Origin of the sequence: Citrobacter sp. T1.2D-1, from assembly GCF_950098555.1 — a bacterium.
GTDB lineage: Bacteria > Pseudomonadota > Gammaproteobacteria > Enterobacterales > Enterobacteriaceae > Citrobacter_A > Citrobacter_A telavivensis.
The window spans coordinates 39708-58510 of sequence record NZ_CATNHH010000067.1 but is presented as its reverse complement, the minus strand read 5'-3'; the positions used below and the strand labels follow the sequence as shown (position 1 = coordinate 58510).

General features: G+C 54.1%; 15 protein-coding genes. 10 read left to right on the top strand and 5 right to left on the bottom strand.

The features are described 5' to 3' along the window. Window positions 1–285: 285 nt before the first annotated feature. From fruB to QQZ17_RS22785, 6 genes are all read left to right on the top strand, one after another. Complete coding sequence (fruB, locus tag QQZ17_RS22810; RefSeq protein WP_152403539.1) at window positions 286–1416, top strand: fused PTS fructose transporter subunit IIA/HPr protein; 1131 nt, start codon at window positions 286–288, stop codon at window positions 1414–1416. Beyond that, a complete protein-coding gene (gene fruK, locus QQZ17_RS22805; RefSeq protein WP_042317960.1) occupies window positions 1416–2354 on the top strand; it encodes a 1-phosphofructokinase in 939 nt (312 codons plus the stop codon). Before fruB ends, fruK begins: the two co-directional genes overlap by 1 nt. Window positions 2355–2370: 16 nt before the next feature. Continuing rightward, window positions 2371–4062, top strand: coding sequence for a PTS fructose transporter subunit IIBC (gene fruA, locus QQZ17_RS22800; RefSeq protein WP_152403542.1), 1692 nt, complete (start codon window positions 2371–2373; stop codon window positions 4060–4062). 284 nt (window positions 4063–4346) lie between these two features. Further along, window positions 4347–5288, top strand: a complete 942-nt coding sequence (locus QQZ17_RS22795; RefSeq protein ID WP_152403544.1) for a pseudouridine kinase — start codon at window positions 4347–4349, stop codon at window positions 5286–5288. After that, window positions 5276–6211, top strand: a complete 936-nt coding sequence (locus QQZ17_RS22790; RefSeq protein ID WP_046481641.1) for a pseudouridine-5'-phosphate glycosidase — start codon at window positions 5276–5278, stop codon at window positions 6209–6211. The genes QQZ17_RS22795 and QQZ17_RS22790 overlap by 13 nt, the downstream gene beginning before the upstream one ends. 85 nt (window positions 6212–6296) lie before the next feature. Then, on the top strand, window positions 6297–7547 hold the full coding sequence (locus QQZ17_RS22785; RefSeq protein ID WP_042317964.1) for a NupC/NupG family nucleoside CNT transporter: 1251 nt from the start codon (window positions 6297–6299) through the stop codon (window positions 7545–7547). A 79-nt stretch (window positions 7548–7626) separates the two neighbouring features. Here the strand turns inward: QQZ17_RS22785 and QQZ17_RS22780 are convergent, their stop codons facing one another. The 3 genes from QQZ17_RS22780 to QQZ17_RS22770 all read right to left on the bottom strand — a co-directional run bounded on the left by QQZ17_RS22780 (window position 7627) and on the right by QQZ17_RS22770 (window position 10835). Beyond that, the gene (locus tag QQZ17_RS22780; protein ID WP_152403546.1) at window positions 7627–8718 is read right to left on the bottom strand and encodes a sugar kinase; all 1092 of its coding nucleotides are present in this window, start codon (window positions 8716–8718) and stop codon (window positions 7627–7629) included. A gap of 2 nt (window positions 8719–8720) precedes the next feature. Continuing rightward, window positions 8721–9578 carry a deoxyribonuclease IV gene (gene nfo, locus QQZ17_RS22775; protein WP_152403548.1) on the bottom strand — a complete coding sequence of 286 codons (858 nt, stop codon included), beginning with the start codon at window positions 9576–9578 and terminating at the stop codon, window positions 8721–8723. Window positions 9579–9785: 207 nt separating this feature from the next. Further along, a complete protein-coding gene (locus tag QQZ17_RS22770) occupies window positions 9786–10835 on the bottom strand; it encodes a YeiH family protein (RefSeq protein WP_152403550.1) in 1050 nt (349 codons plus the stop codon). Between the two features lie 99 nt (window positions 10836–10934). Between QQZ17_RS22770 and yieE the strand changes: the two genes are divergently transcribed. Next, entirely contained in the window at window positions 10935–11798 is an 864-nt protein-coding gene (gene yieE / locus QQZ17_RS22765; RefSeq protein ID WP_152403553.1) for a DNA-binding transcriptional regulator YeiE, read from the top strand. A gap of 182 nt (window positions 11799–11980) precedes the next feature. Next, a complete protein-coding gene (gene lysP, locus QQZ17_RS22760; RefSeq protein WP_152403555.1) occupies window positions 11981–13450 on the top strand; it encodes a lysine-specific permease in 1470 nt (489 codons plus the stop codon). Between the two features lie 65 nt (window positions 13451–13515). Here the strand turns inward: lysP and QQZ17_RS22755 are convergent, their stop codons facing one another. Both QQZ17_RS22755 and fghA read right to left on the bottom strand, forming a co-directional pair. Next, window positions 13516–15501 (bottom strand): ligand-gated channel protein, encoded by a 1986-nt coding sequence (locus tag QQZ17_RS22755; RefSeq protein ID WP_152403557.1) that lies wholly within the window; start codon window positions 15499–15501, stop codon window positions 13516–13518. A gap of 285 nt (window positions 15502–15786) precedes the next feature. Then, window positions 15787–16623, bottom strand: a complete 837-nt coding sequence (gene fghA, locus QQZ17_RS22750) for an S-formylglutathione hydrolase (RefSeq protein ID WP_152403559.1) — start codon at window positions 16621–16623, stop codon at window positions 15787–15789. Between the two features lie 308 nt (window positions 16624–16931). On the opposite strand from fghA, the gene folE reads away from it, so the two are divergent. Beyond that, on the top strand, window positions 16932–17600 hold the full coding sequence (gene folE / locus QQZ17_RS22745; protein WP_012131616.1) for a GTP cyclohydrolase I FolE: 669 nt from the start codon (window positions 16932–16934) through the stop codon (window positions 17598–17600). A 14-nt stretch (window positions 17601–17614) separates the two neighbouring features. Continuing rightward, a complete protein-coding gene (yeiB, locus tag QQZ17_RS22740; RefSeq protein ID WP_152403561.1) occupies window positions 17615–18772 on the top strand; it encodes a DUF418 domain-containing protein YeiB in 1158 nt (385 codons plus the stop codon). Window positions 18773–18803: the final 31 nt, after the last annotated feature.

The following is an 18803-nucleotide window of genomic DNA, read 5'->3' as shown; positions in this document are numbered from 1 at the left end:
AAAAATCAAAATGGCATTTCACTCTGGCAATGCGGTTAGCTGACGCTGCTGAACCTTAAACGAAATAGCGCTGTATTTGCTTCAGCACCTTTTCGATAATGAGGCAAAAATGTGCATTGCTTCTAAATTTTGCGATCAAAAATGCAACTTTTCTTGCGTGCTGAAGCAGAAAGAGCAAGACTTCTTGAAACGTTTCAGCGCTGTCGAGTTTCAGTTGAGGAAACCGTATAGCGTCTTTTTTCTCATGTAAGCTGAATCGTTTCAATTCAGCAGGAGAGGAGAACCATGTTTCAGTTATCCGTTCAGGACATTCATCCGGGCGAGCAGGCCGGAGACAAACAAGAAGCTATCCGTCAGGTCGCCGCTGCGTTAGTGCAGGCCGGTAACGTAGCGGACGGCTACGTAGACGGCATGCTCGCTCGCGAGCAGCAGACTTCCACTTTTCTCGGCAACGGGATTGCGATTCCACACGGCACCACCGATACCCGCGATCAAGTGCTGAAAACCGGCGTTCAGGTTTTTCAGTTCCCGCAGGGCGTGACCTGGGGTGACGGTCAGGTGGCTTACGTGGCGATTGGTATTGCCGCCAGCTCCGATGAGCACCTTGGTTTACTGCGTCAACTGACGCACGTGCTGAGTGACGACTCCGTGGCTGAACAGCTTAAGTCAGCGACCACGGCGGAAGAACTGCGTGCGTTGCTGATGGGCGAAAAGCAGAGTGAGCCGTTGAAGCTCGACAACGAGACGCTGATGCTGGATGTCGCTGCGACCGACTTAGTGACGTTGCAGGCGCTGAACGCGGCGCGTCTGAAAGAGGCGGGCGCGGTAGATGCGGCGTTTGTCGCGAAAGTGATTAACGATCGGCCGATGAACCTGGGGCAAGGGATCTGGCTGAGCGACAGTGCTGAAGGCAACTTGCGCAGCGCTGTGGCGGTGAGCCGTGCGGCGAATGCCTTTGACGTCGAGGGCGAAAAGGCGGCACTGCTGGTGACCGTCGCCATGGCTGACGATCGGCCTGTTGAGGTGCTGAAGCGTCTGGGCGATCTGCTGCTGGACACGAAAGCTGACCGTCTGCTGAACGCTGATGCGGCCACCGTACTGGCGCTGCTGACCAGCGATGACGCGCTGACGGATGATGTGCTGAACGCCGAGTTCGTCGTTCGTAATGAGCACGGCCTGCATGCCCGTCCGGGGACCATGCTGGTCAATACGATTAAACAATTTAACAGTGAAATTACCGTGGCAAACCTTGATGGAACCGGCAAACCGGCAAATGGACGTAGTCTGATGAAAGTGGTGGCTCTGGGCGTGAAGAAAGGGCATCGCCTGCGCTTTACGGCGCAGGGGGCTGATGCTGAGCAGGCGCTGAAAGCAATTGGCGAGGCCATCGCTGCCGGTCTCGGGGAGGGCGCATAATGAGCAGACGTGTTGCTACGATCACGCTAAACCCGGCCTACGATCTGGTGGGGTTCTGTCCTGAAATCGAACGCGGTGAAGTTAACCTGGTGAAAACCACCGGTCTGCACGCGGCGGGTAAAGGGATCAACGTGGCAAAAGTGCTGAAGGACCTCGGGATCGACGTAACGGTCGGTGGTTTCCTCGGCAAAGATAACCAGGACGGTTTTCAGCAGTTGTTCAGCGAGCTGGGTATTGCTAACCGTTTTCAGGTGGTGCAGGGGCGTACCCGCATCAACGTCAAGCTGACGGAAAAAGATGGTGAAGTCACCGACTTCAACTTCTCCGGTTTTGAGGTTACGCCTGCCGACTGGGAGCGTTTTGTTAATGATTCCCTGAGCTGGCTGGGTCAGTTTGACATGGTGTGCGTCAGCGGCAGTTTACCGTCCGGCGTAAGCCCGGAAGCGTTTACCGACTGGATGACGCGTCTGCGCAGTCAGTGTCCATGCATTATCTTTGATAGTAGCCGTGAAGCACTGGTTGCAGGACTGAAAGCCGCGCCGTGGCTGGTAAAACCAAACCGTCGCGAACTGGAAATCTGGGCTGGTCGCAAGCTGCCGGAAATGAAAGATGTGATTGAGGCAGCGCATGCGTTACGTGAACAGGGTATCGCGCATGTGGTGATCTCCCTGGGCGCGGAAGGTGCGCTGTGGGTGAATGCCTCAGGAGAATGGCTCGCCAAACCGCCTTCGGTGGATGTGGTTAGCACCGTGGGGGCAGGGGATTCAATGGTCGGCGGCCTGATTTACGGTTTGCTGATGCGCGAATCCAGTGAACATACGCTGCGTCTGGCGACAGCCGTCGCTGCGCTGGCGGTCAGTCAGAGCAATGTCGGTATTACCGATCGTCCGCAGTTGGCCGCAATGATGGCGCGTGTCGACTTACAACCGTTTAACTGACAGCAGGAGAGGCATAATGAAAACGCTGCTGATTATTGACGCTAACCTCGGGCAGGCCCGCGCTTATATGGCGAAAACTCTGCTCGGTGCGGCGGCGAATAAAGCAAATCTGGAAATCATCGACAATCCAAATGACGCTGAACTGGCGATCGTATTGGCCGATGCCATCCCTAATGACAACGCGTTGAACGGCAAAAAAGTCTGGTTAGGCGATATTGCCCGGGCGGTTGCGCACCCTGAACTGTTTCTTAGCGAAGCCAAAGGTCATGCTAAGCCATACAGCGCACCGGTTGCCGTAGCGTCTGTAGCCACGACCAATGGCCCGAAACGTGTTGTGGCCGTGACGGCGTGCCCGACCGGCGTCGCGCATACCTTTATGGCGGCGGAAGCGATCGAAACCGAAGCGAAAAAACGCGGCTGGTGGGTGAAAGTCGAAACCCGTGGTTCTGTGGGCGCCGGCAATGCCATTACGCCGGAAGAAGTGGCGCAGGCTGATCTGGTCATTGTGGCGGCAGACATTGAAGTGGATCTGGCAAAATTTGCCGGTAAACCAATGTACCGTACTTCTACGGGTCTGGCGCTGAAGAAAACCGCGCAGGAACTGGACAATGCCGTGGCGCAAGCCGTGGTGTATGAGCCAACCGGCAAAGCGCAGGCTGCGGCGAATGAAGGGAAAAAAGAGAGTGCAGGCGCGTATCGTCACCTGTTGACGGGCGTTTCCTACATGCTGCCGATGGTGGTTGCCGGTGGTCTGTGTATCGCGCTCTCCTTTGCTTTTGGTATCGAAGCGTTCAAAGTCGAAGGGACGCTGGCGGCGGCGCTGATGCAGATTGGCGGCGGTTCAGCCTTTGCATTGATGGTGCCGGTTCTGGCGGGATACATTGCCTTCTCGATTGCTGACCGTCCGGGCCTGACGCCGGGTCTCATCGGCGGTATGCTCGCCGTCAGCACGGGTTCAGGCTTTATTGGCGGGATCATTGCGGGTTTCCTCGCAGGCTATGTGGCGAAGGCCATCAGCACGAAGCTGAAGCTGCCGCAGAGTATGGAAGCGCTGAAACCGATCCTGATCATTCCGCTTATCTCCAGCCTCGTGGTCGGTCTGGCCATGATCTACCTCATCGGTAAACCGGTCGCCGGGATCCTCGAAGGGTTAACGCACTGGCTGCAAACCATGGGGACGGCGAATGCGGTACTGCTGGGGGCAATCCTTGGCGGGATGATGTGTACCGACATGGGTGGCCCAGTTAACAAAGCGGCGTACGCGTTTGGCGTTGGTCTGTTGAGTACACAAACGTATGCGCCAATGGCGGCCATTATGGCGGCAGGCATGGTGCCGCCGCTGGCGCTGGGACTGGCAACGATTGTTGCGCGTCGTAAGTTCGACAAGGCGCAGCAGGAAGGGGGTAAAGCGGCGCTGGTACTCGGCCTGTGCTTTATCACCGAAGGGGCTATTCCTTTCGCCGCGCGCGATCCGATGCGTGTTCTGCCGTGCTGTATTGTTGGCGGCGCGTTGACGGGAGCAATCTCTATGGCGGTCGGTGCAAAACTGATGGCACCGCATGGCGGTCTGTTTGTTCTGCTGATCCCTGGTGCAATTACCCCGGTGTTGGGATACCTGATTGCCATTGTTGCCGGTACGCTGGTGGCGGGTCTGGCCTATGCCTTCCTGAAACGCCCGGAAGAGGATGCAGTCGCCAAAGCGGCATAATGTTATCGCGTCATACAAGGGCAGAGCGTTCTCTGCCCTTTTTTTATCTTCGTTTTGTGCCCTTCCTCGCAAATTTTTCCTCGCTTACAAACTGTATCTATAAAAAATTGTGATTCTGTTCATATCTGGCGGTTTTAGCCCTTGCCAGTGCGTTTACTTTCATCAAAACAAGTTTACTATGAACACATGTTTGAATGTAAACATGTGCTCTAATAAGTTGTTTGAGCCGTGAATAGATCTTAACGATCTCATTGTCATGGTATTTTCATACCAGGAGATGTGCTATGCGAGAAAAGGAATACATCATCACGATTGGTTCCGCCAATATGGACGTTGCAGGATATTCGCATGCTTCTTTAAATTATGCGGACTCGAATCCTGGAAAAATTAAATTTACACCGGGCGGGGTGGGTCGCAATATCGCTCATAATCTTGCCCTGCTCGGGAAAAATTCCTGGTTAATGACGGCGGTTGGCAATGATTTCTATGGGCAATCATTATTGGCGCAGACGAATCAGTCTGGCGTGCATGTGGATAATTGCCTGATTGTCTCCGGTGAGAATACCTCTAGTTATTTATCGCTTCTCGATAATACCGGTGAAATGCTGGTGGCAATCAATGACATGAGCATTACCGAGCATATTTCGGCGGCATTTCTGGCCCAGCATCTCGATTTCATCCGTGGTGCCAGTGTGATTGTGGCGGATTGTAATATCAGTGAACAGACGCTGGCCTGGCTACTGGATAATGTGGGGAATGTTCCGGTGTTCGTTGACCCGGTATCGGCGTGGAAATGCGTGAAAATCCGCGAGCGTTTAGCTCAGATTCACACGCTTAAACCCAACCGTCTTGAGGCGGAAACTCTCAGCGGCATCGCGCTTTCAGGGCGTGAAGATGTCGCGAAAGTCGCTGCCTGGTTCCACGAGCGTGGCCTGCATCGCCTTGTGCTGAGTATGGGTGGTGACGGGGTCTATTACAGTGAAAGAGGCGGCGACAGCGGCTGGTCGCTACCGATAAAAACCCACGTAGTTAACGTCACCGGAGCGGGAGATGCCATGATGGCGGGACTTGCCTCCTGCTGGGTTGAAGGCATGCCTTTCATTGATTCTATCCGATTTGCACAGGGTTGTTCTTCGATGGCGCTGGCCAGTGAATATACCAACAACCCTGAATTATCTGTTGCGAACGTTAAAACCCTTGTGGAGAACACAGAATGTCTGAATTAACGCTTTCCTCTGAATTACTGCATATTTCGCCAGAAGTCCAGGACGCTATTAACAGTAATAAACCGATTGTTGCGCTTGAGTCGACGATTATTTCTCACGGTATGCCTTTTCCACAAAATGCGCAGACGGCAATTGAAGTTGAAGAAACAATCCGTAAACACGGAGCCGTGCCGGCAACGATTGCCATTATTGGCGGGGTAATGAAAGTTGGGTTGAGTAAAGAAGAAATTGAATTATTAGGTCGCGAAGGACATAGCGTCACTAAAGTCAGTCGTCGTGATTTACCGTTTGTGGTGGCTGCCGGAAAAAATGGCGCGACCACTGTCGCCTCGACCATGATTATTGCCGCGCTTGCCGGTATTCACGTTTTTGCCACCGGCGGCATTGGCGGTGTTCACCGCGGTGCTGAACATACATTTGATATTTCCGCCGATCTTCAGGAACTGGCCCATACCAATGTGACCGTGGTTTGTGCCGGTGCGAAATCTATTCTCGATTTAGGTTTAACCACGGAATATTTAGAAACGTTCGGCGTGCCATTAATTGGCTATCAGACCACCGCGTTACCGGCATTTTTCTGCCGTACCAGTCCGTTTGAAGTCAGCATTCGTCTCGACAGCGCGAAGGAAATTGCCCGGGCGATGGCGGTGAAATGGCAAACCGGCCTGAACGGCGGTCTGGTGGTTGCCAATCCAATCCCGGAAACCTATGCCATGGCGGAAGAGAAAATCAACGCGGCGATTGACCAGGCCGTCCGGGAAGCGGAAGAGCAGGGCGTTGTCGGCAAGGAAAGTACGCCGTTCCTGCTGGCGCGCGTCGCTGAATTAACCGGGGGCGACAGCCTGAAGTCCAACATTCAACTGGTGTTTAACAACGCCGTACTGGCCTGCGAGATCGCGAAGGAATATCAACGCCTCGCCTGATCATAACGAACGGGCAGCTCGCGGTCGCCCGAAACCACCAAAACCTGGCTTCGCGCCGGGTTTCCTGGCATGAAGGGAAATCATTATGGATATAATGAGAAGTGTTGTGGGTATGGCGGTATTGCTGGTGATCGCATACTTACTGTCGGTGAATAAAAAGCACATCAGCTTACGTACCGTAGGCGCTGCGCTGGTACTGCAAATCGCGATTGGCGGGATCATGCTCTACTTCCCGCCGGGCAAATGGCTGGTTGAGCAGGCTGCGTTGGGCGTGCATAAGGTCATGTCTTACAGTGACGCGGGCAGCGCCTTTATCTTTGGCTCCCTGGTAGGGCCAAAAATGGATGTGCTGTTTGATGGCGCCGGGTTTATTTTTGCCTTCCGCGTGCTCCCCGCCATTATTTTTGTGACAGCGCTTATCAGCCTACTGTACTACATCGGCGTGATGGGGCTGCTGATTCGCATTCTGGGCGGGATTTTCCAGAAAGCCCTGAATATCAGTAAGATTGAATCATTTGTTGCGGTCACGACGATTTTCCTCGGGCAGAATGAGATCCCGGCGATCGTGAAGCCGTTTATTGACCGCCTGAATCGCAACGAACTGTTCACTGCTATCTGTAGCGGGATGGCCTCGATTGCGGGTTCGATGATGATTGGCTATGCCGGTATGGGCGTGCCGATTGATTATCTGCTGGCAGCCTCGCTGATGGCGATTCCGGGCGGGATCCTGTTTGCCCGTATTCTGAGTCCGGCAACGGAAGCGTCAAAAGTCACCTTCGAAAACCTCTCTTTCACCGAGACGCCACCAAAAAGCATTATCGAAGCTGCGGCAAGCGGGGCGATGACCGGGCTGAAGATTGCCGCCGGCGTGGCGACGGTGGTCATGGCGTTTGTCGCAATTATCGCGCTGATTAACGGCATTATCGGCGGAATTGGCGGCTGGTTCGGTTATGGTCATGCGACGCTTGAAGGGATCTTTGGCTGGGTGTTAGCTCCGCTTGCGTGGATTATGGGCGTTGACTGGAGTGATGCCACCCTGGCGGGTAGCCTGATTGGGCAGAAGCTGGCTATCAACGAATTTGTCGCTTACCTCAATCTCTCGCCTTACCTGCAGGATGGCGGCACCCTGGATGTGAAAACTATCGCCATCATCTCTTTTGCGCTGTGCGGGTTTGCCAACTTTGGTTCCATTGGCGTGGTGGTTGGGGCGTTCTCTGCCATCTCGCCTCAGCGTGCGCCGGAAATCGCCCAGTTGGGTATGCGTGCGCTGGCGGCAGCTACGCTCTCTAACCTGATGAGTGCGACTATTGCCGGGTTCTTTATTGGACTGGCATAGCGGGTAGCGGGAGTTTGCCGAACGACGGCTGATGCCTTATCCGGCCTGGAGAAACGCTCCCAGGCCGGATAAGTTGTTTTTACTGGTTTGTTTTTAACAGATATAGCGCGTTATCAGCGGAAAGGGTGGGGTTGTTGATACTGACGCTGGCGCGTGACAGGGCCGCACAGGCCATCGCAAAATTCGCGCTTTCGCGAAAATCGCTCCCTTCCAGGAAGCAGTAGATAAGCCCGGCCATAAAACCGTCGTCAGCGCCGAAGCTGTCGACCACCGTATGCGCAGGCGGCGTGAGTAAGAATTGCTCACCGTCTTTCTCGCTACAGAAGACCGACTCATCTTCCAGACAGACAAAAATCTGCTTAATGCCCTGTTGGTGCAGAGCATTCACCGCACTGAGCCGATCGGCGTCGCTGTTGATGGGATGACCCCATAAGATTTCCAGCTCTTTTTGCGTCGGTTTCAGCGTATGGATGCGCGTAAACCAGGTTTTCACCTTTGTCGCCTTGAACTCGGAAACGGTATCAATAAACACTGGAATATCATCAGCCACCGTAAAGACCCATTCGATGGCTTCCGGCGTCAGGTTACAGTCCGCCAGCACCACGCCAGCGTGGCGGATTAAATCCCGCGAGCTGTTTAGTAACTGCGGCGTTAGCTGCTGCAGGATGTGGGTATCGTTAATCGCCAACACCGTCTCTTCCTGCTGGTTGGCGATAGAGAGATAGGTGGAGGTGTTATGCCCGTGCAGGCGAATGCAGCTGGAGATATTGACGCCCGCCTGACGCGTTTGTTCCAGCAGCGTCTCGCCATAAAAATCACTGCCGACAGCGGAAATCAGATGCACATCACGACCCAGCAGTGCGAGGTTATGGGCGATATTGCGCCCAACGCCGCCTGCGGAACAGTGGATACTGCCCGGATTGGACGCGGCCTGCGGGTAGTGGATATCCGCCATACCGCGGATATCCATGTTGATTGCTCCCACCACCACGCAATAGGCCTGCTCGGTGAGGATGTAACCTTTCCCTTTTATCGCCCCTTTACGCATCAGGTCCATGATGTGCGCGGCAACGCGAGAACGGCTGATCTGCAAAATGTCGGCGATTTCGTTTTGCTGAATCAGCGGGTTGCGGCGCAGAATTTTGAGTATCTGTTTTTCCCTGTCGTTCATGATTACGCAACCGCCGTTTCAGTCTGTTGCGCTTTCAGCCAGGCAATCTCTTCTCCCCAGATGTCGGGATTGATGGTTTCCAGCACCAGCGGGATGCCGTCAAAACGGGCGTCCTGCATGATCCAGCGGAACGCGTCGTGACCAATGTTGCCTTCACCCAGGCTGTGATGGCGGTCGACCCGGCTGCCAAAGGTACTCTTGGCATCGTTCAGGTGCATACCGCGCAGATACTGAAAGCCGACGATGCGCTCAAATTCGGCAAAAGTTTTTTCACATTCAGCAGCGGAGCGTAAGTCATAGCCTGCGGCGAAGGCATGGCAGGTGTCGATGCAAACGCCGACGCGCGATTTGTCTTCCACGCCGTCGATGATGGCGGCGAGGTGTTCAAATTTGAATCCGAGATTGCTGCCCTGACCGGCGGTATTTTCAATCACAGCAGTCACGCCTTCGGTCTGGGCGAGGGCGATGTTGATTGACTCGGCAATCTTCGCCAGACACGCGTCTTCCGATATTTGCATCAGGTGGCTGCCCGGGTGAAAGTTAAGCAGGGATAAGCCGAGCTGCTCGCAGCGCTGCATTTCATCGAGAAAAGCTTCGCGGGATTTTTCCAGCGCGTCGCTGACCGGGTGGCCCAGGTTGATCAGATAGCTGTCGTGCGGCAGGATCTGAGCGGATGTGAAGTGATATTTCTCACAGGCGGCTTTAAAGTCATCGATGATTTGCGCGGTGAGAGGGGCGGCGCGCCATTGACGCTGATTTTTGGTAAAGAGCGCAAACGCGGTTGCCTCGATTTCAGCGGCGCGAATGGCGGCATTTGCCAGCCCGCCCGCTGCGCTGACGTGTGCTCCGATGTATTTCATTAAAACTCCTGTTAACCCTATACGCTTTATCCTTACAGGCTGCCTTTGCGTTGGTGGCGTTCACTCACCCCGGTCACGTATTTATGTACGCTCCCGGGGATGAATTCACTTGCCATCTTGATGCAACGTGAGTGGTTTTGCGTATAAACAAACAATCAACAAACAATTCCCAATCATAGCGGGTTAACAGGGTCAGGATGTAGCGAATTATGCAATAACGTGCTGGACCAGGACGTTAATCACGCCACCGCCGACAATCAGCCAGATGAACAGCACCAGCGCCATTAACAGCGGTTTCGCCCCGGCTTTTTTCAGCGCGCTCACGTGAGTTGTCAGCCCCAGTGCCGCCATTGCCATGGCCAGCAGTACCGTATCCAGGGTGACCAGCATGTTCACTACCGCCTGTGGTAACAGGTGGAACGAGTTGAAAATGGCAACCACGATGAACAGAATTGCAAACCACGGAATGGTGATCTTGCTTTTTTCCCCACCGCTGGCCGGTGACAGTTGCTTAACACGTGCGGCCATAAAGATGAGGAACGGAGCCAGCATCATGACGCGCAGCATTTTGGCAATCACCGCCGCGTTTTCCGCATCCGGGTTGATCGCGTGTCCTGCTGCCACAACCTGTGCCACTTCATGCATGGTGGAGCCAATAAAAATACCGTACGTTTCCGGGCTAAACCACTGAGCCAGCAGCGGGTACATCGCCGGGTAGAGGAAAATCGCCATCGTCCCGAAGATCACCACCGTCGCGACGGCGACCGTGACTTTGCTGGCCTCGGCTTTCACTACCGGCTCTGTCGCCAGCACCGCCGCCGCACCGCAAATACTGCTACCTGCGCCGATCAACCAGCTGGTCTGGCGATCCAGCCCAAAGACTTTTTGACCCAGAAAGCAGGCCAGCATAAAGGTGCTGGACAGCGTCAGAATGTCGATCAGAATGCCGCTGACACCCACGTCAGCAATCTGCGCGAAGGTGAGGCGAAAGCCGTAGAGGATAATCCCCAGGCGTAATAAATGTTGCTTGGCAAACAGGACGCCGCCGTCACAGCTTTTCCAGATCTGCGGATAGACGGTATTACCGATCACCATCCCCAACAAAATTGCTAAGGTGAGGGCACTGAACCCGGCCCCTGCCACGGCGGGAATGGATCCGCCCCATAAGGCAACCCCGGTAATTACTGCACTCAGGGCAAGCCCCGGAATAAAATGCCACATTGTTCGACGATGAGTCGTTAAGGTGAGTTCTGTCATTGCCTTCTCCTCTTTTATGGGCAAAAGGTTACGGCGAACTGGCTTAAAAATAAAATTGATTATATATTTATAATTAATCTTTATAAGTGGTAAGCAACCATGCACATCACCCTGCGGCAACTCGAAGTATTCACTGAAGTTTTGAAAAGCGGCTCAACGACGCAGGCGTCGGTGATGCTGTCGCTGTCGCAGTCGGCGGTTAGTGCGGCGCTGACCGATCTGGAAGGCCAGCTGGGTGTTCAGCTTTTTGATCGTGTAGGTAAACGGCTGGTGGTGAATGAACATGGACGCTTGCTTTATCCGCGGGCGCAGGCGTTGCTGGAGCAGGCGGTGGAAATTGAGCAACTGTTCCGCGAAGACAACGGTGCTATCCGTGTGTACGCCAGTAGCACTATCGGTAACTATATTCTTCCGGGGGTGATCGCCCGTTATCGTCGTGATTTCCCCACTCTTCCCCTGGAACTCAGCGTCGGTAACAGTCAGGACGTGATGACGGCGGTGCTTGATTTTCGGGTCGACATTGGGCTTATCGAAGGGCCGTGCCACAATACGGAAATCATCTCGGAGCCGTGGCTGGAAGATGAACTGGTGGTGTTTGCTGCGCCGTCTTCGCCGCTGGCACAGGGGCCGGTGACGCTTGAACAACTCGCCGCTGCCCCCTGGATCCTGCGCGAGCACGGTTCTGGAACGCGGGAAATTGTGGATTATCTGCTGCTGTCGCACTTACCCAAATTTGAAATGGCGATGGAACTGGGAAACTCCGAAGCCATCAAGCACGCCGTGCGTCATGGGCTGGGAATTAGCTGTCTGTCACGGCGGGTAATTGATGAGCAACTCCAGGCGGGAACGCTCAGCGAAGTCGCGGTGCCGCTTCCGCGTCTGGTGCGTACGCTTTGGCGGATCCATCATCGCCAGAAACACCTCTCCAATGCGCTCCAGCGCTTCCTGAGCTATTGCGAATAACGCCTGGGGACCGATGCCTCACCGGTGATGAGTCCTGAAGGCTATAGGTCCACTATTCTCTGCTATTACTTATAATCCGCGGCCGGTCATGAAGGTCTCTTATAACAGCGCATTTGTGCCAGATAGAGAGCGTTTCGTCTGTTACAATCGCGCCTCATTTTTTGGATGGATAGCATTTTCACATGGTTTCCGAAACTAAAACCACAGAAGCGCCCGCGTTACGTCGCGAACTGAAGGCGCGTCACCTGACGATGATCGCCATCGGCGGCTCCATCGGTACCGGCCTTTTTGTTGCGTCTGGTGCCACCATTTCCGCAGCGGGTCCTGGCGGTGCGCTGTTTTCCTATATTCTGATTGGCCTGATGGTGTACTTCCTGATGACCAGTCTTGGCGAGCTGGCGGCGTATATGCCGGTGTCCGGTTCGTTTGCGACCTACGGTCAGAACTACGTTGAAGAAGGCTTTGGCTTCGCGCTGGGCTGGAACTACTGGTACAACTGGGCGGTAACCATCGCCGTTGACCTCGTGGCGGCACAGCTGGTGATGAGCTGGTGGTTCCCCGATACCCCAGGCTGGATCTGGAGTGCGCTGTTCCTTGGTGTGATCTTCCTGCTGAACTACATCTCGGTCAGAGGCTTTGGTGAAGCGGAATACTGGTTCTCACTGATCAAAGTGGCAACCGTGATTATCTTCATCATCGTGGGCGTGATGATGATAGTCGGCATCTTCAAAGGCACTCAGCCGGTGGGCTGGAGCAACTGGACGACGGGCGATGCGCCGTTTGCCGGTGGTTTTGCGGCAATGATTGGCGTGGCGATGATTGTCGGCTTCTCTTTCCAGGGGACGGAGTTGATTGGTATTGCTGCCGGTGAATCTGAAGACCCTGAGAAGAACATCCCGCGCGCGGTGCGTCAGGTGTTCTGGCGAATCCTGCTGTTCTATGTCTTCGCTATTCTGATCATCAGCCTGATCATCCCGTACACCGATCCGAGCCTGCTGCGTAACGATGTGAAAGACATCAGCGTCAGCCCGTTCACGCTGGTCTTCCAGCATGCCGGTCTGCTCTCTGCGGCGGCGGTGATGAACGCGGTTATCCTGACGGCGGTGCTGTCGGCGGGTAACTCCGGGATGTACGCCTCAACCCGTATGCTCTACACCCTGGCCTGCGACGGCAAAGCCCCGCGTATTTTCGCGAAGCTGTCTCGCGGCGGCGTTCCACGTAATGCGCTGTATGCTACGACGGTGATTGCAGGTCTGTGCTTCCTGACCTCGATGTTCGGTAACCAGACGGTTTACCTGTGGCTGCTGAACACGTCCGGGATGACTGGCTTTATCGCCTGGCTGGGGATTGCCATCAGCCACTATCGTTTCCGTCGCGGTTATGTCATGCAGGGCCGCGACCTGAAGGAGCTGCCGTACCGCTCAGGCTTCTTCCCGCTGGGGCCGATCTTCGCGTTTGTCCTGTGTCTTATCATCACGCTGGGCCAGAACTACGAAGCGTTCCTGAAAGACACCATCGACTGGGGCGGCGTAGCGGCAACCTATATCGGTATTCCGCTGTTCCTGATTATCTGGTTCGGCTATAAGCTGACCCGAGGGACTCGCTTTGTTCGTTACAGTGAAATGCACTTCCCGGAACGTGTGAAGAAATAACAGCAACCGCACAAGTGAAACGATAAAAAACCCCGACCATGTCGGGGTTTTTTGTTGGGGGAGACTCAGAAGTTGTACGTCAGACCTACCGTGTAGCGACGACCATCGAGGATAGTGTCGTAGGTATCGTAATCAATCTGTTTATCCAGTGCGTTATAAACCCCAGCCGTCACCAGCAGGTTTTTGTTCGCGTTGTATCGCAGACCGACATCAACCTGCGTATAGGACGGCGTACCCTGCGACATAGAGGTGCGGCTCAGGTATTCGGAGGTTTTACCGCGGAAGTTCAGACGGCTCCAGAAGCCCACGGTTTCCGTTGCCTGCCAGTCCAGCGTGGTATTAAACATATGCTTTGGCATTTTGTTTAATGGCTTGCCCTCGAATTGACCGCTTTTCTGTTCTGACTCGGTATAGGTGTAGTTGGCCGTCCAGTTGAGGTCGCGGGTCATTTTCCAGCCGAACGTCGATTCCACACCGCGCATATTGGCTTTATCAACGTTCACGCGATCGCTGATAAAATCATAGTGCTCGCTGCCAATCGTACAGGCCGGATCGGCGCTGCTGTTACAGCGGCGAACTTCGGTGATCTTGTCTTTGAAATCGGTATTGAACAGGGTGATGCCGGCGTTGAGGTTGTCGCCGTTATCCCACAGCAGCCCCAGTTCTTCGCTCAGGCTCTTTTCCGGCTTCAGATCCGGGTTACCGACGATAATGCCATTCAGACGACCGCCTCCGGTGACCTGACCCCAGTTTGCGGAGGATTGACGCAGGTCTGGCGCACGATAACCTGCGGAGACACCACCTTTTAAGGTCCATTGATCGCTCAGATGCCAGACGCCATAACCGCGCGGTGTCCAGTTGTCGCCGTAGTTTTCGTCTTTATCCATGCGGATGCCGCCGGTCAGGGTGAAGCTGTCGGTCATTGCCCATTCATCTTCCGCAAACAGCGCCCAACTCCAGCGAGTCAGTTTGTCCAGACCATCAGCCGCTTTCAGTTGGTTGCCGGTATCGCGCAGTTTTTCATAACGATACTGACCGCCCAGCGTCAGGGTATGGGCTCCGAGGAAAATCTGGTTCTGGTTATTGAAGATCGTGTTGTACGACTTCATCTCACGACCCGGGTTGTTGGTCTCTTCCTGCTGGATATAGCTGGTGGTGTTGAACTCATCGTAATAGCCGCTGTGCGTTAATGAGTACGTGGTGTGCTCATAGCGGTTTTCACTTTTTGTATTGGGTTTACAGGTTCCGTTACGGCAACTCTCTGCGGCCATTGACTTGCCAGGCGTACTGTCGCGATCCTGCAATTCACGGGCGATATCAAAATCGATGTCATTCTTATCGTCCGGCGTAAAGTTAAGGGTCAGACCGCCGTTACGCAGGCGTTGCTCATTGTAGCCATTGACAATTTGGTCTTCCGCACGGCGAGACAGCAGTCCGGTGACTTTCGCGCCCAACAGGCCGTCGATCAGTGGGCCAGAGGCATAGGCATTGGTCTGGAACAGATCGCCGGAATCGCTGTTTTCCTGGAAGGTGGCATCGCCGTGCAGAGAGCCGGTCCAGCCTTTGGTATTAGAGACTTTTTTGGTGATCACGTTAATCACGCCGCCCATCGCATCGGAGCCATACAGTGATGACATCGGGCCACGGATAACTTCGATTCGCTCAATGGACTCCAGTGGCGGCAACCAGCCCTGCTCGATCCCAGAGTTATCGCTGTTCGGGCGTGTACCGCGAGTGCTAATGCGTTTGCCGTTCACCAGGAACAGCGTGTACTGCGACGCCATCCCGCGGATGCTGATATCACTGCTGCTGCCCCCGCCGGTGACCACCACGCCAGGCACATCTTTCAGCGCATCGGTAACGTCGCGGTAAGCTTTATCTTCAATTTGCTGTTTCGAAATAACCGAAATTGAAGCTGGGGCATTCTGGATTTTCTGCTCAAATCCCGTCGCGGTAACAACAACGGTATCCTGATCGGCAGCATGAACGAACGATGGGAGGCACGCCGCGCTGACTACGACGGCAATAGCCTTAACGTGAGGTATGGTCATTTTGTCATTCCATTAAACGAGTAAAAACCGCGTGTCATGTGAAAGGCCATGACAACTGTATGTGTTTGTCTTTTAAGAACTCTTTGCGGTAAAGAAGCGAGGGGAATTGTACAAAATAATGAATATTTGTAAACAGTAATGATAATTGAAATCATTTGCATTTATCTGATTTGTAAAAGAAATCCTTTTACGTCAATGAGATAGGGGAGCGTAAATGTGAGGAAAAAATGAAGAAATCATGGAGAAGTAACGAAGAAAAAAGGAGGGCACATAGCCCTCCTGCGGCTATTTCATCAAATGCTCTGCATGGAAGCGCAGATGATCCTCAATAAATGAGGCAATAAAGTAATAGCTGTGATCGTAACCGGGCTGAATGCGCAGCGTCATCGGCCAGGCGGTCTGACGTGCGGCTTCTGCAAGAACGGCGGGTTGTAGCTGATCGGCCAGAAACTGATCGCTGTCACCCTGGTCAATCAGCGTCGGGATGGCATCTTCCGGCTGGCTGGCGTACATCAATGCGCAGCTGTCCCATTCCGTCCATGCGGCCTGATCTTCGCCCAGATAGGCGCGAAACGCTTTCTCGCCCCACGGGACGCGGCAAGGATTAACGATTGGCGCGAAAGCGGAAACGCTGGTGTATTTGCCCGGATTTTTCAACGCCATGATCAACGCGCCGTGACCGCCCATTGAGTGTCCACTGATCGCGCAGCGATCGCTGACGTTAAAATGCGCCTGAATCAGCGCCGGGAGTTCATCACGTACGTAGTCATACATGCGGAAATGGGCAGCCCAGGGTTGCTGCGTTGCATTGAGATAAAAACCGGCTCCCTGGCCCAAATCGTAACCCTCATTATTGGCGACCTGTTCGCCACGCGGACTGGTATCCGGCATGACTAATACAATACCCAATTCAGCCGCGATACGCTGCGCGCCGGCTTTAGTGGTAAAGTTTTCATCATTACAGGTTAACCCGGACAACCAGTACAGAACTGGCGGAGAGGTGGTGTCGCGAGGCGGGGGGAGAAAAATGCTGAACGTCATTGCGCAGTTCAGCGTGGTGGAGTCGTGTCGCCAGCGTTGCTGCCAGCCTTCAAAACAGCGGTGCTCTTCGAGCATTTCCATGCGTGGCTCCTTGTTGTGTTGAACCTGAATGTGTTCGCAAACTCCCCATAATACAGATAATTCATGGCACTGTGAGTAACTTTCACTTCCGCATTGCGCAGACATGCTTCATCATCGATACCACGTCGATGTAACCCTTCCCGCTGCCTTTTGCGAAACACGATTTGAAAGGCGACGGCGATTTCAATAATTATCGTTGCGAATACTGGATTATGTGCGCGGCCTCACGCACAATAATCAGGCTGTCTACAGCCTACAAACTTTGCCCCACGTAGGGCAGAGGTGCCACACCTGCAGGAGAAGAATAAATGTCATCACTCAGTAAAGAAGCGGCCCTGGTTCATGAAGCGCTGGTAGCGCGAGGGCTGGAAACGCCGCTGCGCCCACCCGTGCATGAGATGGATAACGAAACGCGCAAACGTCTTATCTCAGGCCATATGACCGAGATCATGCAGTTGTTGAACCTCGATCTGAGCGATGACAGCCTGATGGAAACGCCGCATCGCATCGCCAAAATGTATGTCGATGAGATTTTCTCGGGTCTGGATTACGCCAATTTCCCGAAAATCACCGTCATTGAAAACAAAATGAAGGTTGATGAGATGGTGACGGTACGCGACATCACGCTGACCAGTACCTGTGAGCATCACTTCGTGACCATTGATGGCAAAGCCACCGTGGCCTATATCCCGAAAGATTCAGTGATTGGTCTGTCGAAGATCAACCGCATCGTCCAGTTCTTTGCACAACGTCCGCAGGTACAGGAGCGTTTAACGCAGCAAATCCTGACTGCGCTGCAAACCCTGCTGGGGACCAACAACGTGGCGGTATCGATTGATGCGGTGCATTACTGCGTGAAAGCGCGCGGTATTCGCGATGCCACCAGTGCGACCACCACCACCTCGCTTGGCGGCCTGTTCAAATCGAGCCAGAATACGCGTCAGGAATTTTTGCGCGCTGTACGTCATCACAACTGATTAAGGCAGGGGCTATGGAGCGTAATGTCACGCTGGATTTTGTTCGTGGCGTCGCCATTCTCGGCATCCTGCTGTTGAATATCAGCGCCTTTGGTCTGCCAAAGGCGGCTTACCTTAATCCAGCCTGGTACGGAAATATTACCGCTTCAGATGCCTGGACCTGGGCTATTTTGGATTTGTTCGCCCAGGTAAAATTCCTCACTCTTTTTGCACTGCTGTTTGGCGCGGGTCTGCAAATGCTGCTGCCACGCGGCAAGCGTTGGATCCAGTCCCGTCTGACCCTGCTGGTGCTGCTCGGTTTTATTCATGCTTTGCTGTTCTGGGATGGCGATATTTTACTGGCTTATGGACTGGTGGGGCTGATCTGCTGGCGACTGGTACGCGATGCACCGTCGGTGAAAAGCCTGTTTAACACTGGGGTGTTGCTCTATCTGGTTGGGATTGGGGTCCTGTTGTTGCTTGGTGCGATTTCCGGTAGCGCCTCTAATCGCGCCTGGACGCCGGATGCCTCAGCCTTACTGTATGAAAAATTCTGGAAAGTTAACGGCGGCGTCGACGCTATCAGCAATCGGGTTGAAGGATTATCAAACAGCCTGCTGGCGCTCGGCGCTCAGTACGGCTGGCAACTGGCGGGTATGATGTTGCTCGGGGCAGCACTGATGCGCAGTGGCTGGCTGAAAGGGCAGTTTCGTCTTTCGCATTACCGTCGCAGCGGCTTTTTACTTATCGCCGTGGGCCTGCTGATTAACCTGCCTGCCGTGGTCGCGCAGTGGCAACTGGACTGGAACTATCGCTGGTGTGCCTTCCTGTTACAGGCCCCGCGTGAACTCAGCGCGCCGTTTCAGACGATCGGCTATACCGCGTTGATGTTTGGTTACTGGCCGCAGCTTAGCCGCAGTAAAATTGTTCTCGCGATTGCCTGCGTCGGACGAATGGCGCTGACGAATTACCTGCTGCAAACCCTGATTTGCACCACACTGTTTTATCAATTCGGCTTATTTATGAAATATGACCGTCTTGAGCTGCTGCTGTTTGTTTTCCCGGTGTGGCTGGCAAACCTGCTTTTCTCCGTGATTTGGCTGCGATTCCTGCCTCAGGGCCCGGTGGAGTGGCTCTGGCGACAATTAACCCTGCGTGCGTCAGGGATATCATTGCCCCATACATCCAGATAACGATCTGGATCACAATCATTAACAAAATGGA